The organism is Shewanella scandinavica, from assembly GCF_031932065.1.
In the GTDB taxonomy this organism is placed as follows: Bacteria; Pseudomonadota; Gammaproteobacteria; order Enterobacterales; family Shewanellaceae; genus Shewanella; species Shewanella baltica.
On the sequence record NZ_JAUOES010000028.1, the window covers coordinates 44,112 to 64,555 of the forward strand.

Sequence of the window (20,444 nt, forward strand, 5' to 3'; positions counted from 1 at the left end):
CTTTTTTTGCTTGCCCTTAGCTACGACATTAGCCACAATTGCCACACAAAAAAGAGTTCGTTTTCAATCACCATCTCATTTCCATCTATACTCTACATAATTAGATCTACTGCAAGACCAACGGGTTAAGCCAAATAAGTTTTTTATACGCTGTTTTATTCGGCATTCGGCCTAGACTAAGGTTAATTTTTCACATTCCTGTCCGATAATCTTTTACCGTACAAGAGTGCGTTGACCGATAACGCAAAACAGTCCAACACAGGCATATTGATATTTATGATATTTAATAACCTCACCATTAAGCAGAAAATTCTGCTAACAGTGACATTTGCAGTACTGCTGTCGACCATACTCGTCGGCGTATTAAGCCAACGTAGCGCTAAAAATGTCGTACAACAACGGATGTTAGGTTCGGAACTGCCGAGTTTGATGATGCAGATCCGCAATAAGATCGATCTCGACATCTCCACTTTAATGAATGCTGCAGAGCAATTGGCCAGCAGCCGCATGTTACTGCAATGGCTCGAAGATGGCAGACCGCAGGCCCAAGAAACCCAAGTGGTTGCTCAACTGAAAGACATCACGCGTCAATATAAGCTAGCGCAAGCCTCCTACGCCGACAGACAAACTGCCGCCTATTACACTCAGGATGGATTTTTGCGCGTGCTCACCCCCGCGCAGGATGGCTGGTTTTTTGGTTACCGCGACAGTGGCCAAGAACGTATGTTGAACGTATTCACTGAGGCCAACGGCGAAGTCAAACTCTTCATCAACTACCAACAACCCAATGGTCGTGGCTTAGTTGGGCTCGCTAAATCACTCGATGATATGGTGCGCTTACTAAGCTCGTTTAAGATTGAGGAAACGGGATTTGTTTACTTAGTTGATGCTAAAGGTGAAGTGAAACTCCACCCAGATACGGGTCAAATTGGTAAGAGCAACTTAGGTAACTTATATCAAGATGCAAACTCAAGCGCCTTACTCAACCGTGGCGATTTCAATCTTATCGAAACCAAGATCAATGGCGAAAACATGCTGGTTGCCAGTAGCTATATCGCATCTATGGATTGGTATTTAGTGGCACAAGTGCCAGAAGCCGAAGTGTTTGCGCTATTAACCGAAGCCGCTTATCAGATCTTAATCTGGACGCTGATTATTGCTGCGGGTTTTATCGTCCTCGCTATCGCTGTTGCGGGCTCTGTGAGCCGCCCCATAGCCCAAGTTGCCGCTATGTTCCGCGACATAGGCGAAGGTGAAGGTGACTTACGCCAACGCTTACCCGTCAATGGTGAAGATGAAATTGCGCAGCTCGCTAAAGGATTTAACAGCTTTATCAGCAAGATCCAAGATTCGGTCATCGAAGTGGCGCAAACCAGCGAACAGCTCGGTTTCTCCGCTAAGGATGTGTCGAATCAGGCACAGCAAACCTTAGAAGACAGCCACGAGCAGAAAGATCGCACTATGATGGTGGTAACAGCCATTAATGAAATGGGCGCGACGGTTAACGAAATTGCCAGTAATGCCGCCCAAGCTGCGGTTGCTGCAAGAGATGCTGATACTGAAGCCAGCAGCGGCCAAGTTGTGGTAACCCGTGCCCGCGATACCATTAACCAATTGTCGAAGGACGTTGGCCAAGTAGGTGAAGTGATTGAGTCCCTCGCGACTCACACTAAATCCATTGGTGGGATTTTAGATGTGATCCGCGCTATCTCTGAACAGACAAACTTGTTAGCCCTCAACGCGGCAATTGAAGCGGCACGTGCCGGTGAAGCTGGACGCGGTTTTGCTGTCGTCGCCGATGAAGTACGTAACTTAGCATCACGCACCGCAGCATCGACCAATGAAGTGCAAGGCATGATCGACAAGTTGCAATCGGAAGCCAGCCGCGCGGTTAATGCGATGGCCCAGAGTCGTACCCGCTCCCACGAGGGTGTTGTGGCCGTCGATGAAGCCAGCAAATCGTTGATTGGTATTAGCGATCGCATTGGTCTTATCAGCGACATGAACATCCAAGTTGCTGCGGCAACGGAAGAACAATCCACAGTTGTGGAGGACATCAACCGTAACGTCACAGAAATCAACGATATTACTCAGCGTACAGCCAATACTGCACAAGCGGCAGCACAGGCGAGTTTAGCCTTGAATCAACTGTCACACCGCTTAGATACCTTAGTGGCCAAGTTTAAGGTGTAAAACCTTAAACTTACACCATAAAAAACGCCTTAGATGGAAACATCTAAGGCGTTTTTCTTTAATTCAAAGAGGCGATTAATCCATAGCAATAAATTTAATCGTTAATGGATATTTATATACCTTACCCTCACTGGCCTTAATAATCGCCAGCACAGTGCACACCAAATCGAATATGCCGAGTATGGCTAAAAAGATAAAACCTATCCCGACCAAAGCGAGTACGCCGCTGATGATTACATAAATCAGCAGGCTCAATTTAAAGTTCAAACAACTGCGGCCACATTGATCGACAAATGCGGACTCTTCACGCTTCATTAGCCAGATAATCAAAGGACCAAGAATCGAGCCCAGCGGCACTAGGTATCCAACAAAGCTTGAGGCGTATACCAGTAAGCCAAAATCTTTATCACTTTTTGTAACGGGTTCAATCATAAGGTCATCCCTGTTTTATCATTATGAATATAAATACTTATTTACCGCTCGGCCCATATAAACGCATTTGCCAATCTTCTACTGTCTGTAATGCTAAACGGCGTTGTAGGCTATTAACCCAACTCAGCGCTAATCCCTCGCAGGAAGCTAAACGATCATAGGCACTGGCATTAAACGTTGGCGAGAAATAGAGTGACATGGCCTCAGCAACACTGATGTCCGTGCGGCGCTCAACCAACTCAATCTTATCGTTTAACTGAATAATCCCTGGGGTTAAGATTCTATAAAACCAACCACATAATTGGCTCTGCTGCATGGCGAGGGCAAATTCTTTGTGCCCAAATTGCAGATTCAACTTAAAGCAAGGTGAACGTGGCTGAGTAATCTGCACTGTTACGGCGCCAATTTGTAAGATATCACCAATATTAACTTGGGTTTCGTTCAGCCCAACGGTACTGATGTTCTCTCCCATACTGGGCGCATCTTCGAGTTGAGTGATTAAATCCCAACGACGATATTGGCCGTAATGCTCGCGGGGAAAATGATGTAACACGCGATCGAGTCCGCCATGGTGTTTAGGATCGGCCTGTGCGTCCCCGTCTACATGGCTAACATGTACTAGCAGTTGTTGAGCCGCTTGCTTGCCATCAATCCCAGTAGCAACACCGGACATGTCTTGAAGATGGGTTCCTAAGTACAATCCTGATAACTTATTGATCAACAACTTTGACATCTGCAACTCCCAATCCATAACCCATCTCGCATTACCGCCAGAGTGTAAACTGCGATACGCCAGTAACACAATCAACTCGCTCAATAACTCATAAAAGTAGGCGCAATCTTGCCGCCAGTAAGCACGAGGCTAAATCTATGAATGATTTAACACCACTTGATTTCGACCGGCTTCTTTAGCCTGATACAAGGCCAGATCGGCACGCTTGATCAGATCTTCCGCAGGCTCTTGCGCCTGATGCTCAGCAACGCCAATACTAACGGTAATAGAAATGTGTAAGCCATTCACTTTAATTTCCCGCTGAAAAATAAGCTCACGGATCTGTTCAGCCAGTTCTGCCGCTCGGGTTAAATCCATCCCCGGAAGTAAAATCAAGAACTCCTCACCGCCCCAACGACATAAGATATCCTGTTGCTGCAGCGCGCCACGCAGCATATTCGTCATGGTTTTTAATACTAAATCACCAATCCCATGCCCATAGCTGTCGTTCACTTTTTTAAAATGGTCGATGTCCAGCAAGAGTATTGAAATCGGCGATTGTGTCAGCTTAGCTTTATCTAATGCCTGCCTAAAGTACCCATCAAACACCTGACGGTTAGCGGCGCCAGTGAGCTTATCGGTAGACGCCATCACTTCTAATTTGCGTTGATAACGACCTAAGGTCATGTTAGAGATGAATAAAATCCCAAGAGTCACCATTAGGCTTAACGCCAAGTTGCCCCAAAAAGTATTCAGTAACTCGCGTTCCTGTGGCGCATCTTCCTGCTCAACAATCAAATACCACTTAAATTCGGGGACTAGACGGCTATTGAGATAAACGGTTTTGCCATTTCTCTGGTAGCTAAAAGCCGCACTTGGACTCGTTAAAATACGCGTCGATAAATTTTCAAGCCCTAAGCTGGTTTGCAGCGAATCTGCTCCATCATATTCATCGCCATGCAAGGTGACATTGCCCTGCCTATCGGTAAAGAACACTCGGCGGTTATAACGTTTTTGATAAAGTTCGATGAGGGACTTAACCTTTTCAACCGCCAAACCCACTCCGGTAACGCCTATAAATTTGCCTTCAAAATCAAAAACTTTATAGTTCACGAAAACGGTTGTTTTACTGCGGTCCGCCGTATCAGCATCAATATTAACCTCATAATGCTCTGATTCGGGTAAAGATCGCACTCGAAAGTACCAAGCATCATCAGGCTCAACATCTTGGATTTGTTTTAAAATCCCCGTGGAGTGGTAATAATTTCGGCTCTTTTCTGACACAAAAAAACTGGTGACTGTATCGTATTTTTCTTGGATTTCCTTAAGGTAACGTATCAGCTTTTCTGGCTCTTGCTCGTGACTTAATGTCCAATCGCGAACAAAGGTATCCTGCGCCATCAAGGATGAAATAAAGATAGGTCGCAGCAGATCCTGCTGAATTTCAGAGTAAATATTGTCACTTGTGAGTGGTAGGGTATTACTCTCGATTTGTTGACTCAGTGAGTCATGGGCCACCTTGTAACTGATACCACTGGTCACTAAAAAGGCGACCAAAAGCAGAACAGAGAGCAACCAAATAAATTTATTCTTATCATTCCAAGCGTTATTGCCCATTCTCAACTCCAAAGACTACAGAACACCTTGAGTGGCTTATTATTTTAATGTCACGATAACTATTTTAGTTGAATAAATGTTAACGCAATTGCGCCATGGCCGCACAACATTTCAACCTTATGAATGTTCTGCGATGGAATAACTTTATTTTGAGCAAAAAAATGCCTCGTTGGGGAAACGAGGCAAAAAACATACTAACCAATAAATGGGAGAAAAGCACAAGAAAACGTTAAGGGACAAGAGCTATGCGCCACAAGACATACTCTAGCAAGGCCGTATGACAGAAAGATGACTCAAACGGCTCATCCGCAGATTTATCATGCTATTTGCTTCGCCTCTAAATACTGTTTCAGTGCCTCACCCGGAATAGAACTATCGGTTGCCACCGCAAATGCCGCCCAAACAGCGCCTTCAGCCATCGCCTCGGTAATCGACTGACCAGTGCATAGACTATGGATAAGTCCCGCCGCATAGGCATCTCCAGCGCCCGTGGTATCAACAACAGTGGCAGGGATAGCAGCAACATGCTGCACTTGATCGTGCGTGTAAACCTTAGCCCCACTGATGCCATCGGTGACAATAAAATAACCTAATGAATTGCCAGCAATACTCACACCATACTCCCAGAATGCCGCTTCACACCTCCCCTGCATATCGCTCATAGAGGCCAGCAAAATATGACAAGGTCTCTGCCTATCATCCTTGGCTAATTGCGCGACCACTAGGCAATGTTCTAAAGCTGTTTTTGCCCAACTAACAGTGCCTTCAGCGGAAGTATTAAAATATAACGCATCCCATGGCTGCCATTTCGGCGGCACTGATAACTCAAATATGGGTCTTTGTGGCCGAATAATCGTCCGTTCACCGTCTGGCGTCATCACGAGTAACATTTCGCAAGTGTTACCGGCTCGGCGCTGCACTAAGCGGCAATCGAGTCCTTGAGTGCTGGCTTCTGCAATGAGCCAATCTCCCATGTCATCACGGCCAACTTGACTCACCAAGGCGACGCTATGCCCTGCCCAAACTAAACCTAATCCGGTATTTGCCCCGCCGCCACCGAGCCTTTGTCCACCATCTTGATAATGGAAACGCCCACCTGTTTTTAAAGGTTTATCAAGCAGTAAAATCCGATCACAGTTGAGATTGGCAACTAACAGAATATTCGCCATTACGCGGCTCCAAAGGGCAAAGAAGACTCAAGGCCAGAAGATGAAAACAAAGAAATATCAATCTAGAGCAAAATGCTCACTGGTACAATCCAATCATCAAGATAGCAGCACCATCAGGCTATGGCTGACGCCTGTGTAAGCATTTGTCCCGAATAAGATAAGGAGAAAAGTCCATCACCATACGGTAAAACTGACTATTTCAGCTCAACCCTCTGTTTAAAATAGATTTCTATATTGCATGACGCCCAACGGCATAAATGCATACAACAAACTTCCAACCTGCTCAGTTAAATAGCAATAACTGTCGTTAAAATATGTGAAGTTTAGAAGGAATTAAATTTATGAATGGAATCAAACGCTATGCTAATGGAAAGATGGGATACAGCCGAGGAAAAAGCTGAGCAGCTACGCCGTTACCAGCTCTGCCTTGATGAGTTTAATGAGCTGGATTTTCACGATGTATATGTCGCAGAAATTAAAAAAGAATACCAACAACTTGCAGAACTAGTAAAAGTGCAGTCAACGTCAGATCCCGAGCGCTAACTGCACTTACCTATTTAGTTACTTAACCATAAATCTTCAATTACTTTATTGGCGTCAATGGTGATAAAGACGCAAATTGTACTGCCAACGTCCAATCTGTGATGACCATATCTGACGGCTGCCAACTGTCATCAACCCACTCATAAATCAATCCTGGATGTTCCTCAGCATTGACTAACAAACGCCGTCCATCTTGCAATACCAGCGTATAATCGAGCCCCTGTGCATCGACACTTTCAATGTCCCCCAAGACATTATGTTTAATGGCCGAAATGGTTCCCGTTGCCTTAGCGGCATCGCTCCCCTTTGCACCGCTGTAAAACGTTAACGCCTCGTTTGCGACAGTCTTATGAAAGACAAACTCCTCAGTCACACCTACTACGATCGATTGATCAAGTTCGTACCAGGCGGGTATCCATAATGCGTTAATTGTCATCCCGTTATATCCTGCATAATAATTTTACGGACGGGATCATTCTGCCTTAACCCCGACAGAGAAAATACTCTTCAGGGATAAAATAATTTTGATCCTAAAAAGGCTGGCATCACAAAACGCAGTGCTCACTTCCTTTGTAAGATAATCTTAACTCTACAGGTCATATCCAAGATGTTTTAGCGCCAGTGGCTGATATTGGACTCAATTCGTGTTTCTGTTAGTTTGTAAATCAAATCGACACATTAAGCTGACAAAGTGATCCTGAGCCCAGTAATCGCGTATAGAGTCACACACGATAGATTCATGTTCCCATGCTTGCACCGCAGGCCGATAAATACGGAGTTTACTTGCCTATGGATAAGCCCATAACGCAACCCCCTCAAACCCTTAAGCTAATTGGTGAAACTGAGGCAGGAAAGCGTCTAGAGCTTAAGCAGTACTTTAATCAGACATGGGCTCTGTACGAGTCACTGTTTGATTTGATCCAAGAAGATAGCGCCTATTACCTCAAAGCCGAGCCGCTGCGCCATCCGTTGATCTTTTATTTTGGCCATACGGCCACTTTCTATATCAACAAACTCAAACTCGGCAAATTTCTCGACGAACGGGTAAACGACAACTTCGAATCCATGTTTGCCATTGGTGTCGATGAGATGTCTTGGGACGATCTGAACGAGCAACATTACCCATGGCCGAACGTGGCAGAAGTGCGCAGCTATCGCCAACAAGTTAATGCTGTCGTCAATCGCGTGATTGATGAAATGCCTCTAACGCTGCCGATCACTCAAGACAGCCCAGCTTGGATCATTTTGATGGGCATTGAACATGAGCGAATTCACTTAGAAACCTCATCGGTGATCATCCGCCAACTGCCATTGGAACATGTCGCGCCCAACAGCCTCTGGGCTGCGTGCCAAGACTTCACCGCCGCCGAAGCCAACAGTTTACTGGCAGTAAAAGGGCAGAAAGTGACCTTAGGTAAAACTGAACAAGATGAAACCTACGGCTGGGACAACGAATACGGCCATAAAATCTTTAATGTTGTCGACTTTAAGGCCTCTAAATTCTTAGTCTCGAATCAAGAGTACCTCGCATTCGTCGAAGCTGGCGGCTATCGCTCACCCCAATTTTGGAATGAAGAAGGTCAAGCTTGGCTCGCTTATACTCAAGCTCAAATGCCGCGTTTTTGGCGCTTAAAACAAGATAAATGGTGGCAACGTAACTTAGCGGAAGAAATCCCGCTGCCATTAAACTGGCCTGTAGAAGTGAATCAACTCGAAGCTAAGGCCTTCTGTAATTGGAAAACCGAACAAGAGCAAAGCAATATTCGCCTATTAACGGAAGCAGAATGGTACATCTTACGCGAGAATGTACCCGCCGATGCGCCCGATTGGCATGAAGTGCCGGGTAATATTGCTTTGGCTTATTACGCCTCTTCTTGCCCAGTGAATCGCTTCGAACATAATGGCTTTTTCGATATTGTCGGTAATGTTTGGCAATGGACAGAAACCGCAATCGACGGCTTTAACGGTTTTGCCGTGCATCCACTCTATGATGATTTTTCTACCCCCACCTTCGATGGTAAGCATAATCTCATCAAAGGTGGCTCGTGGATCTCCACAGGTAATGAAGCCATTGCTTCGTCACGCTATGCGTTTCGTCGACATTTTTATCAACACGCAGGCTTCCGCTATGTGGAATCCACGCAAAATCCCGCCCAAATGGCCGAGGTCAATGTGTACGAAACTGATGAACTGATTTCCCAATACCTTGAATTCCACTATGGTGCCGAATATTTCGGGGTTGCTAACTTCTGCGTCAATGGCGTGCAGCAAGCACTCAGTGAAATTCAACTTACCCATACCGCCAAAGCCCTCGATATCGGCTGCTCCGTAGGTCGAGCGAGTTTTGAACTGGCAAAAGTGTTTGATCATGTTGATGGTATCGACTTTTCGGCGCGCTTTATTCAACAGGCCTATGCGCTGACTGAACAAGGTGAAAAACGTTACACCATACGTACTGAGGGCGACTTACAGGAATTTAAGAGTGCGAGTCTCGCGAAACTTGGATATGAGCTTGAGGCGAAAAAGGTCAACTTTATGCAAGGTGATGCCTGTAATTTAAAGCCGCTCTACACAGGTTATGACTTAGTATATGCCTCGAACCTTATTGACCGACTGAACGATCCTAAGCACTTTTTAACCAGTATTGCCCAGCGGATTAATCAAGGTGGATACCTTGTGATTGCTTCGCCATACACTTGGCTTGAGGATTATACGCCGAAGGATAAATGGCTCGGTGGCGTTAAAGTCAAAGGAGAGAACTTCACCACCTTAGATGGCCTGACCGAAACCTTGATCGGCCAATTTGAGCTGGTCGCAGTGAAGGAGATTCCCTTCGTCATCCGCGAGACAAAACGTAAATTCCAACATTCCATCTCCGAAATGACAATTTGGCGTAAGCGTTAATGCTCTCTCATGGAATAAACAACTGAAGTCTCAATAAAAATATCCGCCAGAAATCCATTTCTGGCGGATGTGTAACATCCAGCTCAGTCATATTTGCAGCATCAACTAAGGTTGAACACGGCAAATACAGCGCAAATACCTACACCTTAAACTGTGCCGTTGTTAAACCAAGCTGATTCGCTAACCCTAACAAACTGCGCGTACTCGCCGCCACTTGGCTGATCGCCGCGCTATTTTCTTCCGCCGCCACGCTCAAGCCAGCAATCCCCTGTGCAATCGTTGCCGAAACCGTTGTTTGCTCCTCCGCGGCGGTGGCGGTTTGGATCATTAATGCCTTTAAGGTTTCTAAACGTAAAGCGATGTCATCCACTGCGGCTTGCATGCCATCGGCATCTTCTGCGGTTTTAGAGGCTTCAGTTGTACAAGTCACACTATGCAGCGCCAACACGCCAGATTGCTGTTGAATGCCTTTTAACACTTGACCAATATCCTGAGTAGCCAACTGAACCTTAACTGCTAACTGGCGCACCTCATCGGCAACTACGGCAAAGCCACGACCATGTTCACCAGCTCTCGCTGCTTCAATCGCCGCATTAAGTGACAGCAGATTCGTTTGTTCAGCAATCGCATTAATCACAGCCAATACCGAACCGATTTTCTGACTGTCGGCCTCAAGGCTGCCCACCTGTTGATGTATGGTCGCAAAACTGCTCAAGGTCACTTTCAAGCTTTTACGTGTACTGGCTAAATTTTGCGAAAGAATTTCACTCGAATGGGTACAGGCTGACACTTCATCGGAGGATTTAAGCGTATTAGTGCTGATTTCCGCGGCGGCATAACTCATTTCTTCGACCGCGGTTGCTAACATATCGGTTTCTTTCGCCTGCATCTGAATACTGCAATCGGCTTGGGTCATAGCGGCAGAATTTTGTTCAGCGGCGGATTCGAGTTCATGTCCAACGCCCACCAGCTGACTAATGATTTCTTTGAGCTTTGTTTGCATCCGGGCCAACCAGCTCATCAGATGATTATCCGTTTGAACATGGGGCAGATTATGGGTGAGATCCCCAGAGGCGATCATGCTGGTCAAATTGCACATGTCCTCAGGCTCACCGCCGAGTGGCTTCAACACAAATCCTGTGACTAACTTAGCAGCAGCGAATGCCAGCACTAAGGCCGCCACGCAAACAAATAAGCCGATAAATAGCATTCGATAGGCCGGCGCAGCGATTTCGCTCACATCAATTTCAGCCATCAAGCCCCAACGTAAGCCAAGTTCAACAACGGGAGAATAAGCGGATAAAACGGGATTATTTTTATAGTCATTCACTTGCATCACACCCGATTTACCAGCCAGCGCCTCCTTTACCGCCAGCGTATCAACACCATTCTGAGCTACCGTTCCCGCAAACGAAGCCGTAACAGTTCGATTAATGGGATCGAGAAAAGAATCAGAACGCATGCGATTATTGGGGCCAATTAAATAGGTCTCGCCACTTTGTCCCATACCTTCGCGGATCTGCATAACTCGGTTGATGCGGTCAATTGATACTTGAGCCGCCACCACCAATCTTTGCTGATTGAATTGAATCGACTGACCAATAAATGCTGCCGGTTGGCCATTTGAAGGGGCGTATGCGGAGAAGTCTTGCAGTAATACAGTACCAGTAGACCCCAAAGCCTTATTGAATAACTGCGCTAATCCCGAATCATGATAAGGCCCATTGCGAAGATTGGTGCCGAAATCCGACTCCTTCGCGACGGTGTAAAACACAGTGCCATCATCCCGAATGATGAACAGATCATAGAACCCTAAAGACTTATTTAACGACTTTAAGGTCTCATCAAGATCGGAGATAGTATCGAGGCTTTTTTGGCTGGCGATCACCGCACTGACGGCCTGCAAGTTATCTGAAAAGTCCTGAAACATACCGACAATCTGTCGCTGCTTGATCTCGCGAACTGCCACTAAACGAGACTGAGCCTCGGCAAATAACTCATCCCGAGCAATGTAAGTCACTATCGCAGTAGCAAATATGAGGGGTAGTAGGACAATCAATAAACTGATCAGCTGAATTTTACGAGTAAAACCCATGGTGAGACTCCTTGTCGCGCTTCTAATTCCATTCATTCACTTTTTGCAAAATTAAATCTGCCCTAAAACTATAGGAGAAGAATCTCAGCTAAACAAAGCGACGCAGACTATTTTCATCAAAAGTTCACCGAAATGCTGCCAACCAATTATTTTTAAATAGAAAAATGATTAATAACTTTAAATGACAGCCAAGCCATACCGACCATTTCAAACAAAATGATATAGTGGAAAACACGTTATAAACCGAACGTTAGCATCAACTTATATTCAATACGCACATCCACACGACAAACAATGCATTGAAAATTATTAAATATGCATATAAATTCACCTCAAGCCAATTTAAAGAGGATTAATAATGAGTTTACTCGAGCAAGTGTCAGTATCTAAAAAAGCCAATATTTACTTTGATGGTAAAGTTGCCAGTCATAGCGTATTTTTTGCCGATGGTAGTAAGCAAACCTTAGGCGTAGTACAGCCTGGAGAGTATGAGTTCTCGACTTCACAAGGCGAAATTATGGAAGTGATTAGCGGCCGTTTTGAGGTGTTACTACCAGAAACGACCACTTGGCAAGAATTTAGCGAAGGAACTCAGTTTGAGCTTGCTGCAAATGTCAGCTTTAAAATTCGTAATACAGCCATTGCAGAGTACTGTTGCAGCTACCTGTAATCATCTTGATTGAGTAAAAGTTTCAATATCAATTATGAATCTAATGCTCACAGTGACGGTTTATCTCAGCACTGTGGGTATTTTGTTCTACCGAACCATCTCTCCTTGCCACAATCTCACCCTCAGCATGCTTTATCCGTTTGGCTTTTTATCAATCTGGCCGCTTTGTTAAACTGACTCAGGACAGCTTAAACCTCGCGACTTAAAGAAGACTAAATCGGGCGTGTTGATATCGCCGATAAAAACAACACTAGACGACCGGTCTATTTTGATTTATCCTAGACCACATGAAAATTGAAACTCAATCCACTCGCCAGCACATTCTCGACATCGGCTATAAGCTGATCGTACGAAAAGGCTTCTCCAGCGTCGGCTTATCGCTACTGCTGCAGGCCGCCGAAGTGCCTAAAGGCTCGTTTTATCATTACTTCAAATCCAAAGAACAATTTGGTGAAGCGCTCATAACTGATTATTTTGAGAAATATCAGTTAGATTTAGATGCATTATTCAATGACTCGACACTGACAGGCTATCAGCGCTTGATGCTGTACTGGCAACAATGGTTGCACGTACAAGCTGATGGTTGCGTAGATCAAAAATGCCTCGTCGTGAAACTCAGTGCCGAAGTTGCCGATTTATCCGAAGCCATGCGAGTTGCCTTACTTAAAGGTTCCGCCGGCATCATAGACAGATTAACCACTTGTGTTCAAGTTGGCATAAACGACAGTTCAATCGCCGAGCAAGATCCGCAATCGACCGCTGAAATGTTGTATCACATGTGGTTAGGTGCCAGCTTAATGAACAAGTTAGGCCACAGCCCTGCGGCACTCGAACGTGCACTCGTGACGACTAAAGCTATTTTAACGCCTAAAACGGCCCTTTAACTTAATACCAATTCAAAACCAATATTTGCTGATATCAGTCAGCCTAGATTTTTAAAGAATACATTTTCACGCCACAAAATTAGACGACTGGTCTACTAATTTAACGGGCGATTAATTAACGCAGCGCATTTAACACTGCTAATTTAAAGTAGCTCACTTAAAGTAATAAGGGATAAATCATCCATGCTAAATTTTAACTATTACAACCCAACCCGTATCCGTTTTGGTAAAGACACTATCGCCGAAATTGATGCTTTAGTACCGAGCGATGCTAAAGTCATGATCCTATTTGGCGGCAGCAGCGCCAGAAAAACCGGCACGCTAGATGAAGTTAAACAATCATTGGGCAATCGTTTCATCGTCGAGTTCGATGGCATTGAGCCAAACCCAACCTATGAAACCTTAATGAAAGCCGTCGCCCAAGTGCGTGAGCAGAATATCAACTTCCTCCTCGCGGTTGGCGGTGGTTCGGTTATCGATGGCACTAAATTTGTGGCCGCTGCAGCGGTATTTGAAGGCGAACCTTGGGACATTCTCACTAGCTGGGGCGCCAATGTGACTCAAGCTATGCCTTTTGGCTCAGTGTTAACCTTACCTGCGACGGGTTCCGAAATGAACAACGCCAGCGTAGTGACCCGTAAATCACTACAGGCTAAACTGCCATTCCGTAATGATTTGGTTTATCCACAATTCTCAATACTCGATCCGACTAAAACCTTCACCCTGCCAGAGCGCCAAGTGGCCAACGGTGTGGTCGATGCTTTTGTACATATCACAGAGCAATACTTAACTTACCCAGTTAACGCCGCCGTGCAGGACAGATTTGCCGAAGGTCTTTTACAAACCTTGATTGAGCTTGGTCCACAAGTGCTAGTTCAACCCGAAGATTACGACATTCGCGCTAACTTAATGTGGGTTGCCACTATGGCACTCAACGGCACGATTGGCGTCGGTGTTCCCCACGACTGGGCAACCCATATGATTGGCCATGAACTAACTGCACTTTACGATATCGACCATGCGCGCACATTGGCAATCGTACTGCCTGCTCTGTTGAAATGTACAAAAGAGGCTAAGCGCGAAAAGTTACTCCAATACGCAGACCGCGTGTGGCATATCAACACAGGTACAGATGACGAGCGCATCGATGCCGCTATTGCAAAAACCAAGGCTTTCTTCGAAGCCATGGGCATACCGACACATTTATCTGCCTATGATCTCGATGCCAGCCATGTTGATACCGTAGTGAAGCAGCTTGAACTGCACGGCATGGTGGCACTCGGCGAACATGGCAACATTGACCCAGCCATGAGCCGTAACATTTTGACCTTAGCCCTATAACGTCAAATGAACTAAACCCAAAGCTCACACGTATTGATGTGAGCAACTTAGGTAAAGGTATGAAAATGAATATATTAATGGTACTAACTTCACACGATAAACTCGGCGACACAGGTTTAAAAACCGGCTTTTGGCTCGAAGAATTCGCCTCACCTTTTTATGTGTTTAAAGATAAAGGTTTTGACATTACCTTAGCCTCGCCATTGGGCGGTCAACCCCCGCTCGATCCAAAAAGTGATGAGCCAGACTTTCAAACTGAAGCCACTGCGCGCTTTAGCAAAGATCCTGAGGCACAAGCACTGCTAGCAAATACCACTCGCTTAAATGAAATTAACGCAGCTGATTATGATGCGGTTTTCTATCCAGGCGGCCACGGCCCACTGTGGGATCTTGCCGAAGATAAACATTCTATTGCCTTGATTGAACAGTTCTATCAAGCGAATAAACCCCTAGGGCTCGTCTGTCATGCGCCTGCGGCACTGCTGCACCCTAAAACCAGTGATGGTAAGCCATTGGTCAGCGGCAAGCGTGTTACCGGTTTCAGTAATTCTGAAGAAGAAGCCGTGCAACTCACTCATGTCGTACCATTTTTAGTTGAAGACATGCTTCAGAAAAACGGCGGCACTTATGTCAAAGGTGATGATTGGACAAGCTTTGTTGTCGCAGATGGCCATTTGATCACAGGTCAAAACCCAGGATCATCCGAAGCCGTTGCGCAGGCCATCGTTGCGCAATTGAACGCCAGAGGCTAAGCGATAAATGACGTAACACACTCAGCTTGAAGTACATAATGACAAGCGCGAGTGTGCTAAATACGGTAGAAATAGCTCTCGCACCATAATGGTGCGAGAGCTAAAAATGTACTCTCACAGTCGAAAGGGAAGCCAATGATCACCTTGCACCATCTCAATAAATCACGCTCTAAACGTATCATCTGGTTGCTAGAAGAACTCGGTCAACCTTATCAAATTAAGAGTTATCAGCGTGATAGCCAGACTTTTCTCGCGCCACCCGAACTCAAGCAAATTCATCCGTTGGGCAAATCACCCGTTATCGAAATGGACGGTCAAGTGATTGCCGAGTCAGGCGCGATCACTGAGTATCTGATTGAAAAATATGCGGCAGACACCTTAGCGCCAGCAAGAGACAGCGCTGACTACGTCGATTATCTGCAATGGTTACACTTTGCCGAAAGCTCAGCCATGCTACCTTTGTTACTGCGCATGTTCGTGCAAAAGGATGGCTGTAAAACCAACTTCCTTGAAGGTTATGCCGCGATAGAAGTCAGTAAGATAAGCCACTACTTCAATGATATGTTGGCTGGTAAAACCTACTTGGTTGCAGACAAGCTCACAGGTGCGGATATCATGATGTCCTTCGTGGTGGAGCTACTGGCTAATAGTGGCGACCTCGAAAAATTTGAACACATTCAACGCTATGCCACTCAATTATCCCAACATGCCGCTTGGGTTAAAGCGAGTGAGATCGAGAAACAACTCGACGCAAGCGTGTAATTTACCACTCGAGTTCGGGCACATGAGTGTGCCCGAACTTCAGCTCATTCAACCCAGTCCGGTTTCTAGCTCACCCTTTCCTGTCGCGCTTTACGCCTTCCATGTAGCGACGCCGCATAACAAACACCATGATTTTTGATGTAAAAGAGACTAATCTTGATTAACTCTATCTCAAGGCTACAGGGACTTTAGCATGCGTTCACTCACACTCATCGGCTTAGTGCTATTTAGCATGTTAGCGCAAGCGACGGTTTATAAATGGGTCGATAAAGATGGTAAAGTCCATTACTCAGATGAGCCGCAGCCCAATGCCCAAGTCGTTGAGCTAAAAGAGAAGACCTTAAATCAAATTGCCCTTCCCCTACCTAAGACAGACTCAAATAACGCAAACCAAGCAATTGAATCTATTCAATATAAAGTTAATATCACTTCCCCAGCAGAAGAAGAAACCGTCAGAGATAATAATGGCGATTTCGACGTCGTTGCGACTATCACCCCTGAGCTAAAAAGCCAGTATTTAATGGTCCTCAAACTCGATGGCACCCCCGTCGGTCAGCCGCAAATTGGCGGTACCTTCAAACTCAAAAACATCGACCGGGGTGAACATACCTTAGTCGTTGACGCTTTGACTCAAAACGGCAAAGTCTTTGCATCAAGTTCACCAAGAAAGATATTTCTTCATCAAGCAGCTAAGCGTTAATGCCACTCAATGCATAGATAAAGTTAGTATAAAAACTTTAAATACATAGAGTTAGATTAAACGCCCAAGACTAAACCGTTTGATGAAGACAAGTTGCAGCTTGCACCAGATTGGTGCACCATAGTGGTGCAACCCTATTTCTAGGAACGGTCGATGGATAAAGAGACACTGCTCAATCATTTAGTTACCGCTGTACTTGTCATAGATAAGGATCTTAAGCCTTGTTATGCCAACGCAGCAGCAGAGCAATTATTAGGTGTTGGCAGCCATAGACTCGTTGAACAAACTTTGCCTGAGCATTATCAAATCCTCGGTGTCGAAGCCCAGTTATTGATGGATGCAGTAACCGCTGGTCAAGGCTTAACGGTCAATACAGCGGCCCTAGTCACGCTCGATGGTCAGCACCATACCGTTGATTTAACGCTTATTCCCCTCGATGATGAGGCTGAACTCAGCCTGCTCGAACTGCGCCAAGTCGACCAACAAAGACGTATTCATCAGCAACTGAGCCAAGATGCCCAGCAACAAGCGGCGCAATTTTTGGTGCGCAACTTAGCCCATGAAATCAAAAATCCTTTAGGCGGCCTGCGTGGTGCGGCGCAGTTGTTATCGCGGGAGCTGGATGATCCGGCGCTGAAGGAATTCACTACCCTCATCATTGAGCAGGCCGATCGACTGCGTAATTTAGTGGATCGCCTGCTCGGCCCCCAAAGGCCTACACAGCACAGTCTGCACAACATCCATCAAGTGGTGCAAAAGGTCTATAAGTTAGTTGAAATGGCGCTGCCCGCTAACATCCAGCTCAAACGGGATTACGACCCATCCATTCCCGATATCGAGATGGACCCAGACCAAATGCAGCAAGCCGTGCTGAACATTTTACAAAATGCGGTGCAAGCGCTTGAGCATACCGGTGGCGAGATTTTGATCCGCACTCGTACTCAGCACCAAGTCACTATAGGTTCACAGCGCCACAAGCTAGTGTTAACCCTATCGATTATCGACAACGGCCCCGGCATACCGCCTGAGCTGATGGACACATTATTTTATCCAATGGTGACAGGCCGTGAGCAAGGTTCAGGTTTAGGCCTCTCAATTGCCCATAATATTGCCCGTTTACACTCGGGAAGGATCGATTGCCTCTCCAGCGCTGGGCACACCGAATTCATCATTTCATTACCGATTTTAGGCGCGAAATAATTTCGACAGTACCTACCCATACCGTATGAGGAAGCAAGATGCGAATTAGTGAACAAGTGTGGATCCTCGACGATGACAGCTCGATACGTTGGGTACTCGAAAAGGCACTTCAAGGTGCCAAGCTCAGTACCGCCAGCTTTGCCGCCGCCGAATCCCTGTGGCAGGCCTTAGAAATATCGCAACCACACGTGATAGTGTCGGACATACGTATGCCAGGTACGGACGGGTTAAGCCTGCTCGAACGATTGCAAGTACATTACCCCCATATTCCCGTGATCATTATGACGGCGCACTCAGACTTAGACAGCGCAGTCAGTGCCTATCAAGCGGGCGCATTTGAGTATCTGCCTAAACCCTTCGATATCGATGAGGCTATCTCTCTGGTCGAGCGCGCACTGACACACGCCACTGAACAGAGCCCCGCACCCGCGCAGGAAGCCCAAGTCAAAACACCCGAAATCATAGGTGAGGCGCCAGCGATGCAGGAAGTGTTTCGCGCCATAGGCAGGCTTTCACGCTCATCCATCAGCGTGCTGATTAATGGTCAATCGGGAACGGGTAAAGAGTTAGTGGCTGGCGCGTTACACAAGCACAGCCCACGTAAAGATAAGCCGTTTATCGCGCTGAACATGGCAGCGATCCCTAAGGATTTGATCGAATCTGAGCTATTCGGCCACGAAAAAGGTGCCTTCACTGGCGCAGCCAATGTCCGCCAAGGTCGCTTCGAGCAAGCAAACGGTGGCACGCTCTTTTTAGATGAAATCGGCGACATGCCGCTAGATGTACAAACACGATTACTCAGAGTACTTGCCGATGGTCAGTTCTACCGTGTCGGTGGTCATAATGCAGTGCAAGTGGATGTGCGTATCATAGCGGCGACCCACCAAGATCTTGAATTATTAGTGCAAAAAGGCGGCTTTAGGGAAGACTTATTCCATCGCCTCAACGTGATCCGCGTGCACTTACCGCCACTGTCACAAAGACGGGAAGACATTCCCCAACTCGCCACCCATTTCCTCGCCTCGGCAGCGAAGGAAATTGGCGTAGAAACTAAAATAATGACCAAGGAAACCGCGGTAAAACTCTCACAATTACCTTGGCCCGGTAATGTCAGGCAACTCGAAAACACCTGTCGTTGGTTAACCGTAATGGCATCGGGGCAAGAAATTTTACCCCAAGATTTACCGCCAGAATTACTGAAAGATCCTGTAAGTGTCACCCACACGGCGAAAGGCAGCCAAGATTGGCAATCGGCACTGACTGAGTGGATAGATCAAAAACTCTCGGAAGGAAACAGCGATCTGTTAACTGAGGTGCAACCCGCATTCGAACGCATACTGCTAGAAACTGCGCTGCGCCATACTCAAGGCCATAAACAAGAAGCGGCGAAACGTTTAGGCTGGGGACGAAATACCTTAACGCGGAAATTAAAAGAACTGTCGATGGATTGAGTAAATAAAATAACGTTACTACTCGTTATATCAATACAATCTCATTCATAACCAAATAATAAAAAGGGATATCTTCATATCCCTTTTTATTTGAAATTCATTTCATTTTCATTGGCATTAATTAAATATGCCAAATCAAAAAATTAGAATTGATAATGCACACCAACAGCGAATTGCTTAATATCGGTGTCTATATCTTTTAATCCTAAATAGCTACGGTCTGCATCTAAATCGCCCGTAGTGACATCATAGCTTACACGGATATTTAAGTGTTCTGTTACGGCGGCATTAACGCCCACACCGTAAGTCCAACCAAAACCAGTAAAGTCTTCATCGTAACCATAGCCATCAACATTCACAGCCATAGATGCGATACCCACTTTGGCATAGGCAGAGAAAATATCATTGATTTGTGCAGTAAATTTAGGTGTGAAGCTTAATGCGCCAGCACTAATATCAACATCCTTATCGCCTAAGTCGCCAGTGGCGAACAGGTTAGCTTCTAAACCAAACCACTCATTGAAGTTATAGCCACCGTATACGCCCACACCAGTACCGGTTTCTGAACCACCAAAAGTATCTGCTGTGACTCTATTTAATGCGCCACCCACATAAAATCCTGTCGTGTCGGTTGCGGCAGATACTTGAGTAGCCGCGAATGCTGATAGTAAAGAGATAGCAACAATTGATAACTTATTCATCATATTTCCCTAATGATTTAACGTAAGTATTAGACAGCGCGGATATTACAATAAGCAATTAAGAAGTGTCATGGTTTAAATCATCAAAATACAAACCATACAGCATTGATTCAGCTTGAGTCGAAAAATGGAAGTTTTAGTTATTCGCTATGTAGCAAAACCATATTTACTGTAAGTATTTTTTTAAAATTGAAACAATTAACGATGTTAACTTAGCACCCGCAACAATCCTATAAAACTGGCATATAGCCAACGTATGAGGGAACGACGCCGTCTGACATCTAAACATTCGGATACGACAACTCGGCCAGTCGCTAG

Annotated in this window: 18 protein-coding genes; 11 read left to right on the top strand and 7 right to left on the bottom strand. The window is 45.7% G+C overall.

All coding sequences use genetic code 11. The features are described 5' to 3' along the window. Positions 1 to 276 precede the first annotated feature (276 nt). Positions 277 to 2,193, top strand: a complete 1,917-nt coding sequence (locus tag Q4Q50_RS19005) for a methyl-accepting chemotaxis protein (RefSeq protein WP_261271728.1) — start codon at positions 277 to 279, stop codon at positions 2,191 to 2,193. A 75-nt stretch (positions 2,194 to 2,268) separates the two neighbouring features. On the opposite strand, the gene Q4Q50_RS19010 is transcribed toward Q4Q50_RS19005, so the two are convergent. The 4 genes from Q4Q50_RS19010 to Q4Q50_RS19025 all read right to left on the bottom strand — a co-directional run bounded on the left by Q4Q50_RS19010 (position 2,269) and on the right by Q4Q50_RS19025 (position 6,123). Further along, positions 2,269 to 2,625: a DUF4870 domain-containing protein gene (locus tag Q4Q50_RS19010; RefSeq protein ID WP_006079751.1), complete on the bottom strand. Its 357-nt coding sequence runs from the start codon at positions 2,623 to 2,625 to the stop codon at positions 2,269 to 2,271. Between the two features lie 37 nt (positions 2,626 to 2,662). Beyond that, entirely contained in the window at positions 2,663 to 3,358 is a 696-nt protein-coding gene (locus Q4Q50_RS19015; RefSeq protein ID WP_311900631.1) for an MOSC domain-containing protein, read from the bottom strand. Between the two features lie 135 nt (positions 3,359 to 3,493). After that, positions 3,494 to 4,954, bottom strand: a complete 1,461-nt coding sequence (locus Q4Q50_RS19020) for a sensor domain-containing diguanylate cyclase (protein WP_311900632.1) — start codon at positions 4,952 to 4,954, stop codon at positions 3,494 to 3,496. Between the two features lie 317 nt (positions 4,955 to 5,271). Then, the gene (locus Q4Q50_RS19025; RefSeq protein ID WP_311900633.1) at positions 5,272 to 6,123 is read right to left on the bottom strand and encodes a PfkB family carbohydrate kinase; all 852 of its coding nucleotides are present in this window, start codon (positions 6,121 to 6,123) and stop codon (positions 5,272 to 5,274) included. 360 nt (positions 6,124 to 6,483) lie between these two features. Here Q4Q50_RS19025 and Q4Q50_RS19030 point away from each other — a divergent pair, with 360 nt between their 5' ends. Next, positions 6,484 to 6,666: a hypothetical protein gene (locus Q4Q50_RS19030; RefSeq protein WP_006079747.1), complete on the top strand. Its 183-nt coding sequence runs from the start codon at positions 6,484 to 6,486 to the stop codon at positions 6,664 to 6,666. A 40-nt stretch (positions 6,667 to 6,706) separates the two neighbouring features. Here Q4Q50_RS19030 and Q4Q50_RS19035 read toward each other — a convergent pair whose 3' ends face one another. Continuing rightward, entirely contained in the window at positions 6,707 to 7,102 is a 396-nt protein-coding gene (locus tag Q4Q50_RS19035) for a hypothetical protein (RefSeq protein WP_311900635.1), read from the bottom strand. A 353-nt stretch (positions 7,103 to 7,455) separates the two neighbouring features. Here Q4Q50_RS19035 and ovoA point away from each other — a divergent pair, with 353 nt between their 5' ends. Then, positions 7,456 to 9,570: a 5-histidylcysteine sulfoxide synthase gene (gene ovoA, locus Q4Q50_RS19040; protein ID WP_311900636.1), complete on the top strand. Its 2,115-nt coding sequence runs from the start codon at positions 7,456 to 7,458 to the stop codon at positions 9,568 to 9,570. A gap of 139 nt (positions 9,571 to 9,709) precedes the next feature. Here the strand turns inward: ovoA and Q4Q50_RS19045 are convergent, their stop codons facing one another. Next, complete coding sequence (locus Q4Q50_RS19045) at positions 9,710 to 11,665, bottom strand: methyl-accepting chemotaxis protein (RefSeq protein ID WP_311900637.1); 1,956 nt, start codon at positions 11,663 to 11,665, stop codon at positions 9,710 to 9,712. Positions 11,666 to 12,023: 358 nt separating this feature from the next. On the opposite strand from Q4Q50_RS19045, the gene ppnP reads away from it, so the two are divergent. From ppnP to glnG, 8 genes are all read left to right on the top strand, one after another. Beyond that, the gene (gene ppnP / locus Q4Q50_RS19050; protein WP_283630669.1) at positions 12,024 to 12,335 is read left to right on the top strand and encodes a pyrimidine/purine nucleoside phosphorylase; all 312 of its coding nucleotides are present in this window, start codon (positions 12,024 to 12,026) and stop codon (positions 12,333 to 12,335) included. Positions 12,336 to 12,622: 287 nt separating this feature from the next. Beyond that, positions 12,623 to 13,219 (top strand): TetR/AcrR family transcriptional regulator, encoded by a 597-nt coding sequence (locus Q4Q50_RS19055; RefSeq protein WP_311900638.1) that lies wholly within the window; start codon positions 12,623 to 12,625, stop codon positions 13,217 to 13,219. 183 nt (positions 13,220 to 13,402) lie between these two features. After that, complete coding sequence (locus Q4Q50_RS19060) at positions 13,403 to 14,560, top strand: iron-containing alcohol dehydrogenase (RefSeq protein ID WP_311900640.1); 1,158 nt, start codon at positions 13,403 to 13,405, stop codon at positions 14,558 to 14,560. Between the two features lie 59 nt (positions 14,561 to 14,619). Then, complete coding sequence (locus Q4Q50_RS19065) at positions 14,620 to 15,312, top strand: type 1 glutamine amidotransferase domain-containing protein (protein WP_311900641.1); 693 nt, start codon at positions 14,620 to 14,622, stop codon at positions 15,310 to 15,312. Between the two features lie 135 nt (positions 15,313 to 15,447). Continuing rightward, entirely contained in the window at positions 15,448 to 16,074 is a 627-nt protein-coding gene (locus Q4Q50_RS19070; protein ID WP_259484009.1) for a glutathione S-transferase family protein, read from the top strand. A 193-nt stretch (positions 16,075 to 16,267) separates the two neighbouring features. Next, positions 16,268 to 16,774 carry a DUF4124 domain-containing protein gene (locus Q4Q50_RS19075; RefSeq protein WP_006086525.1) on the top strand — a complete coding sequence of 169 codons (507 nt, stop codon included), beginning with the start codon at positions 16,268 to 16,270 and terminating at the stop codon, positions 16,772 to 16,774. A 153-nt stretch (positions 16,775 to 16,927) separates the two neighbouring features. Then, positions 16,928 to 17,974, top strand: a complete 1,047-nt coding sequence (glnL, locus tag Q4Q50_RS19080; RefSeq protein WP_063884937.1) for a nitrogen regulation protein NR(II) — start codon at positions 16,928 to 16,930, stop codon at positions 17,972 to 17,974. Positions 17,975 to 18,012: 38 nt separating this feature from the next. Further along, on the top strand, positions 18,013 to 19,425 hold the full coding sequence (gene glnG / locus Q4Q50_RS19085) for a nitrogen regulation protein NR(I) (RefSeq protein ID WP_006079736.1): 1,413 nt from the start codon (positions 18,013 to 18,015) through the stop codon (positions 19,423 to 19,425). A 143-nt stretch (positions 19,426 to 19,568) separates the two neighbouring features. On the opposite strand, the gene Q4Q50_RS19090 is transcribed toward glnG, so the two are convergent. Then, positions 19,569 to 20,126 (bottom strand): porin family protein, encoded by a 558-nt coding sequence (locus Q4Q50_RS19090; RefSeq protein ID WP_311900643.1) that lies wholly within the window; start codon positions 20,124 to 20,126, stop codon positions 19,569 to 19,571. Positions 20,127 to 20,444 lie beyond the last annotated feature (318 nt).

What these genes read in the sequence shown, in the direction of transcription:
- Q4Q50_RS19005 (WP_261271728.1), top strand. Translation starts at nt 277, where the DNA reads ATGATATTTAATAACCTCACCATTAAGCAGAAAATTCTGCTAACAGTG.
- Q4Q50_RS19010 (WP_006079751.1), bottom strand. Translation starts at nt 2,625, where the DNA reads ATGATTGAACCCGTTACAAAAAGTGATAAAGATTTTGGCTTACTGGTA.
- Q4Q50_RS19015 (WP_311900631.1), bottom strand. Translation starts at nt 3,358, where the DNA reads ATGTCAAAGTTGTTGATCAATAAGTTATCAGGATTGTACTTAGGAACC.
- Q4Q50_RS19020 (WP_311900632.1), bottom strand. Translation starts at nt 4,954, where the DNA reads ATGGGCAATAACGCTTGGAATGATAAGAATAAATTTATTTGGTTGCTC.
- Q4Q50_RS19025 (WP_311900633.1), bottom strand. Translation starts at nt 6,123, where the DNA reads ATGGCGAATATTCTGTTAGTTGCCAATCTCAACTGTGATCGGATTTTA.
- Q4Q50_RS19030 (WP_006079747.1), top strand. Translation starts at nt 6,484, where the DNA reads ATGCTAATGGAAAGATGGGATACAGCCGAGGAAAAAGCTGAGCAGCTA.
- Q4Q50_RS19035 (WP_311900635.1), bottom strand. Translation starts at nt 7,102, where the DNA reads ATGACAATTAACGCATTATGGATACCCGCCTGGTACGAACTTGATCAA.
- ovoA (WP_311900636.1), top strand. Translation starts at nt 7,456, where the DNA reads ATGGATAAGCCCATAACGCAACCCCCTCAAACCCTTAAGCTAATTGGT.
- Q4Q50_RS19045 (WP_311900637.1), bottom strand. Translation starts at nt 11,665, where the DNA reads ATGGGTTTTACTCGTAAAATTCAGCTGATCAGTTTATTGATTGTCCTA.
- ppnP (WP_283630669.1), top strand. Translation starts at nt 12,024, where the DNA reads ATGAGTTTACTCGAGCAAGTGTCAGTATCTAAAAAAGCCAATATTTAC.
- Q4Q50_RS19055 (WP_311900638.1), top strand. Translation starts at nt 12,623, where the DNA reads ATGAAAATTGAAACTCAATCCACTCGCCAGCACATTCTCGACATCGGC.
- Q4Q50_RS19060 (WP_311900640.1), top strand. Translation starts at nt 13,403, where the DNA reads ATGCTAAATTTTAACTATTACAACCCAACCCGTATCCGTTTTGGTAAA.
- Q4Q50_RS19065 (WP_311900641.1), top strand. Translation starts at nt 14,620, where the DNA reads ATGAAAATGAATATATTAATGGTACTAACTTCACACGATAAACTCGGC.
- Q4Q50_RS19070 (WP_259484009.1), top strand. Translation starts at nt 15,448, where the DNA reads ATGATCACCTTGCACCATCTCAATAAATCACGCTCTAAACGTATCATC.
- Q4Q50_RS19075 (WP_006086525.1), top strand. Translation starts at nt 16,268, where the DNA reads ATGCGTTCACTCACACTCATCGGCTTAGTGCTATTTAGCATGTTAGCG.
- glnL (WP_063884937.1), top strand. Translation starts at nt 16,928, where the DNA reads ATGGATAAAGAGACACTGCTCAATCATTTAGTTACCGCTGTACTTGTC.
- glnG (WP_006079736.1), top strand. Translation starts at nt 18,013, where the DNA reads ATGCGAATTAGTGAACAAGTGTGGATCCTCGACGATGACAGCTCGATA.
- Q4Q50_RS19090 (WP_311900643.1), bottom strand. Translation starts at nt 20,126, where the DNA reads ATGAATAAGTTATCAATTGTTGCTATCTCTTTACTATCAGCATTCGCG.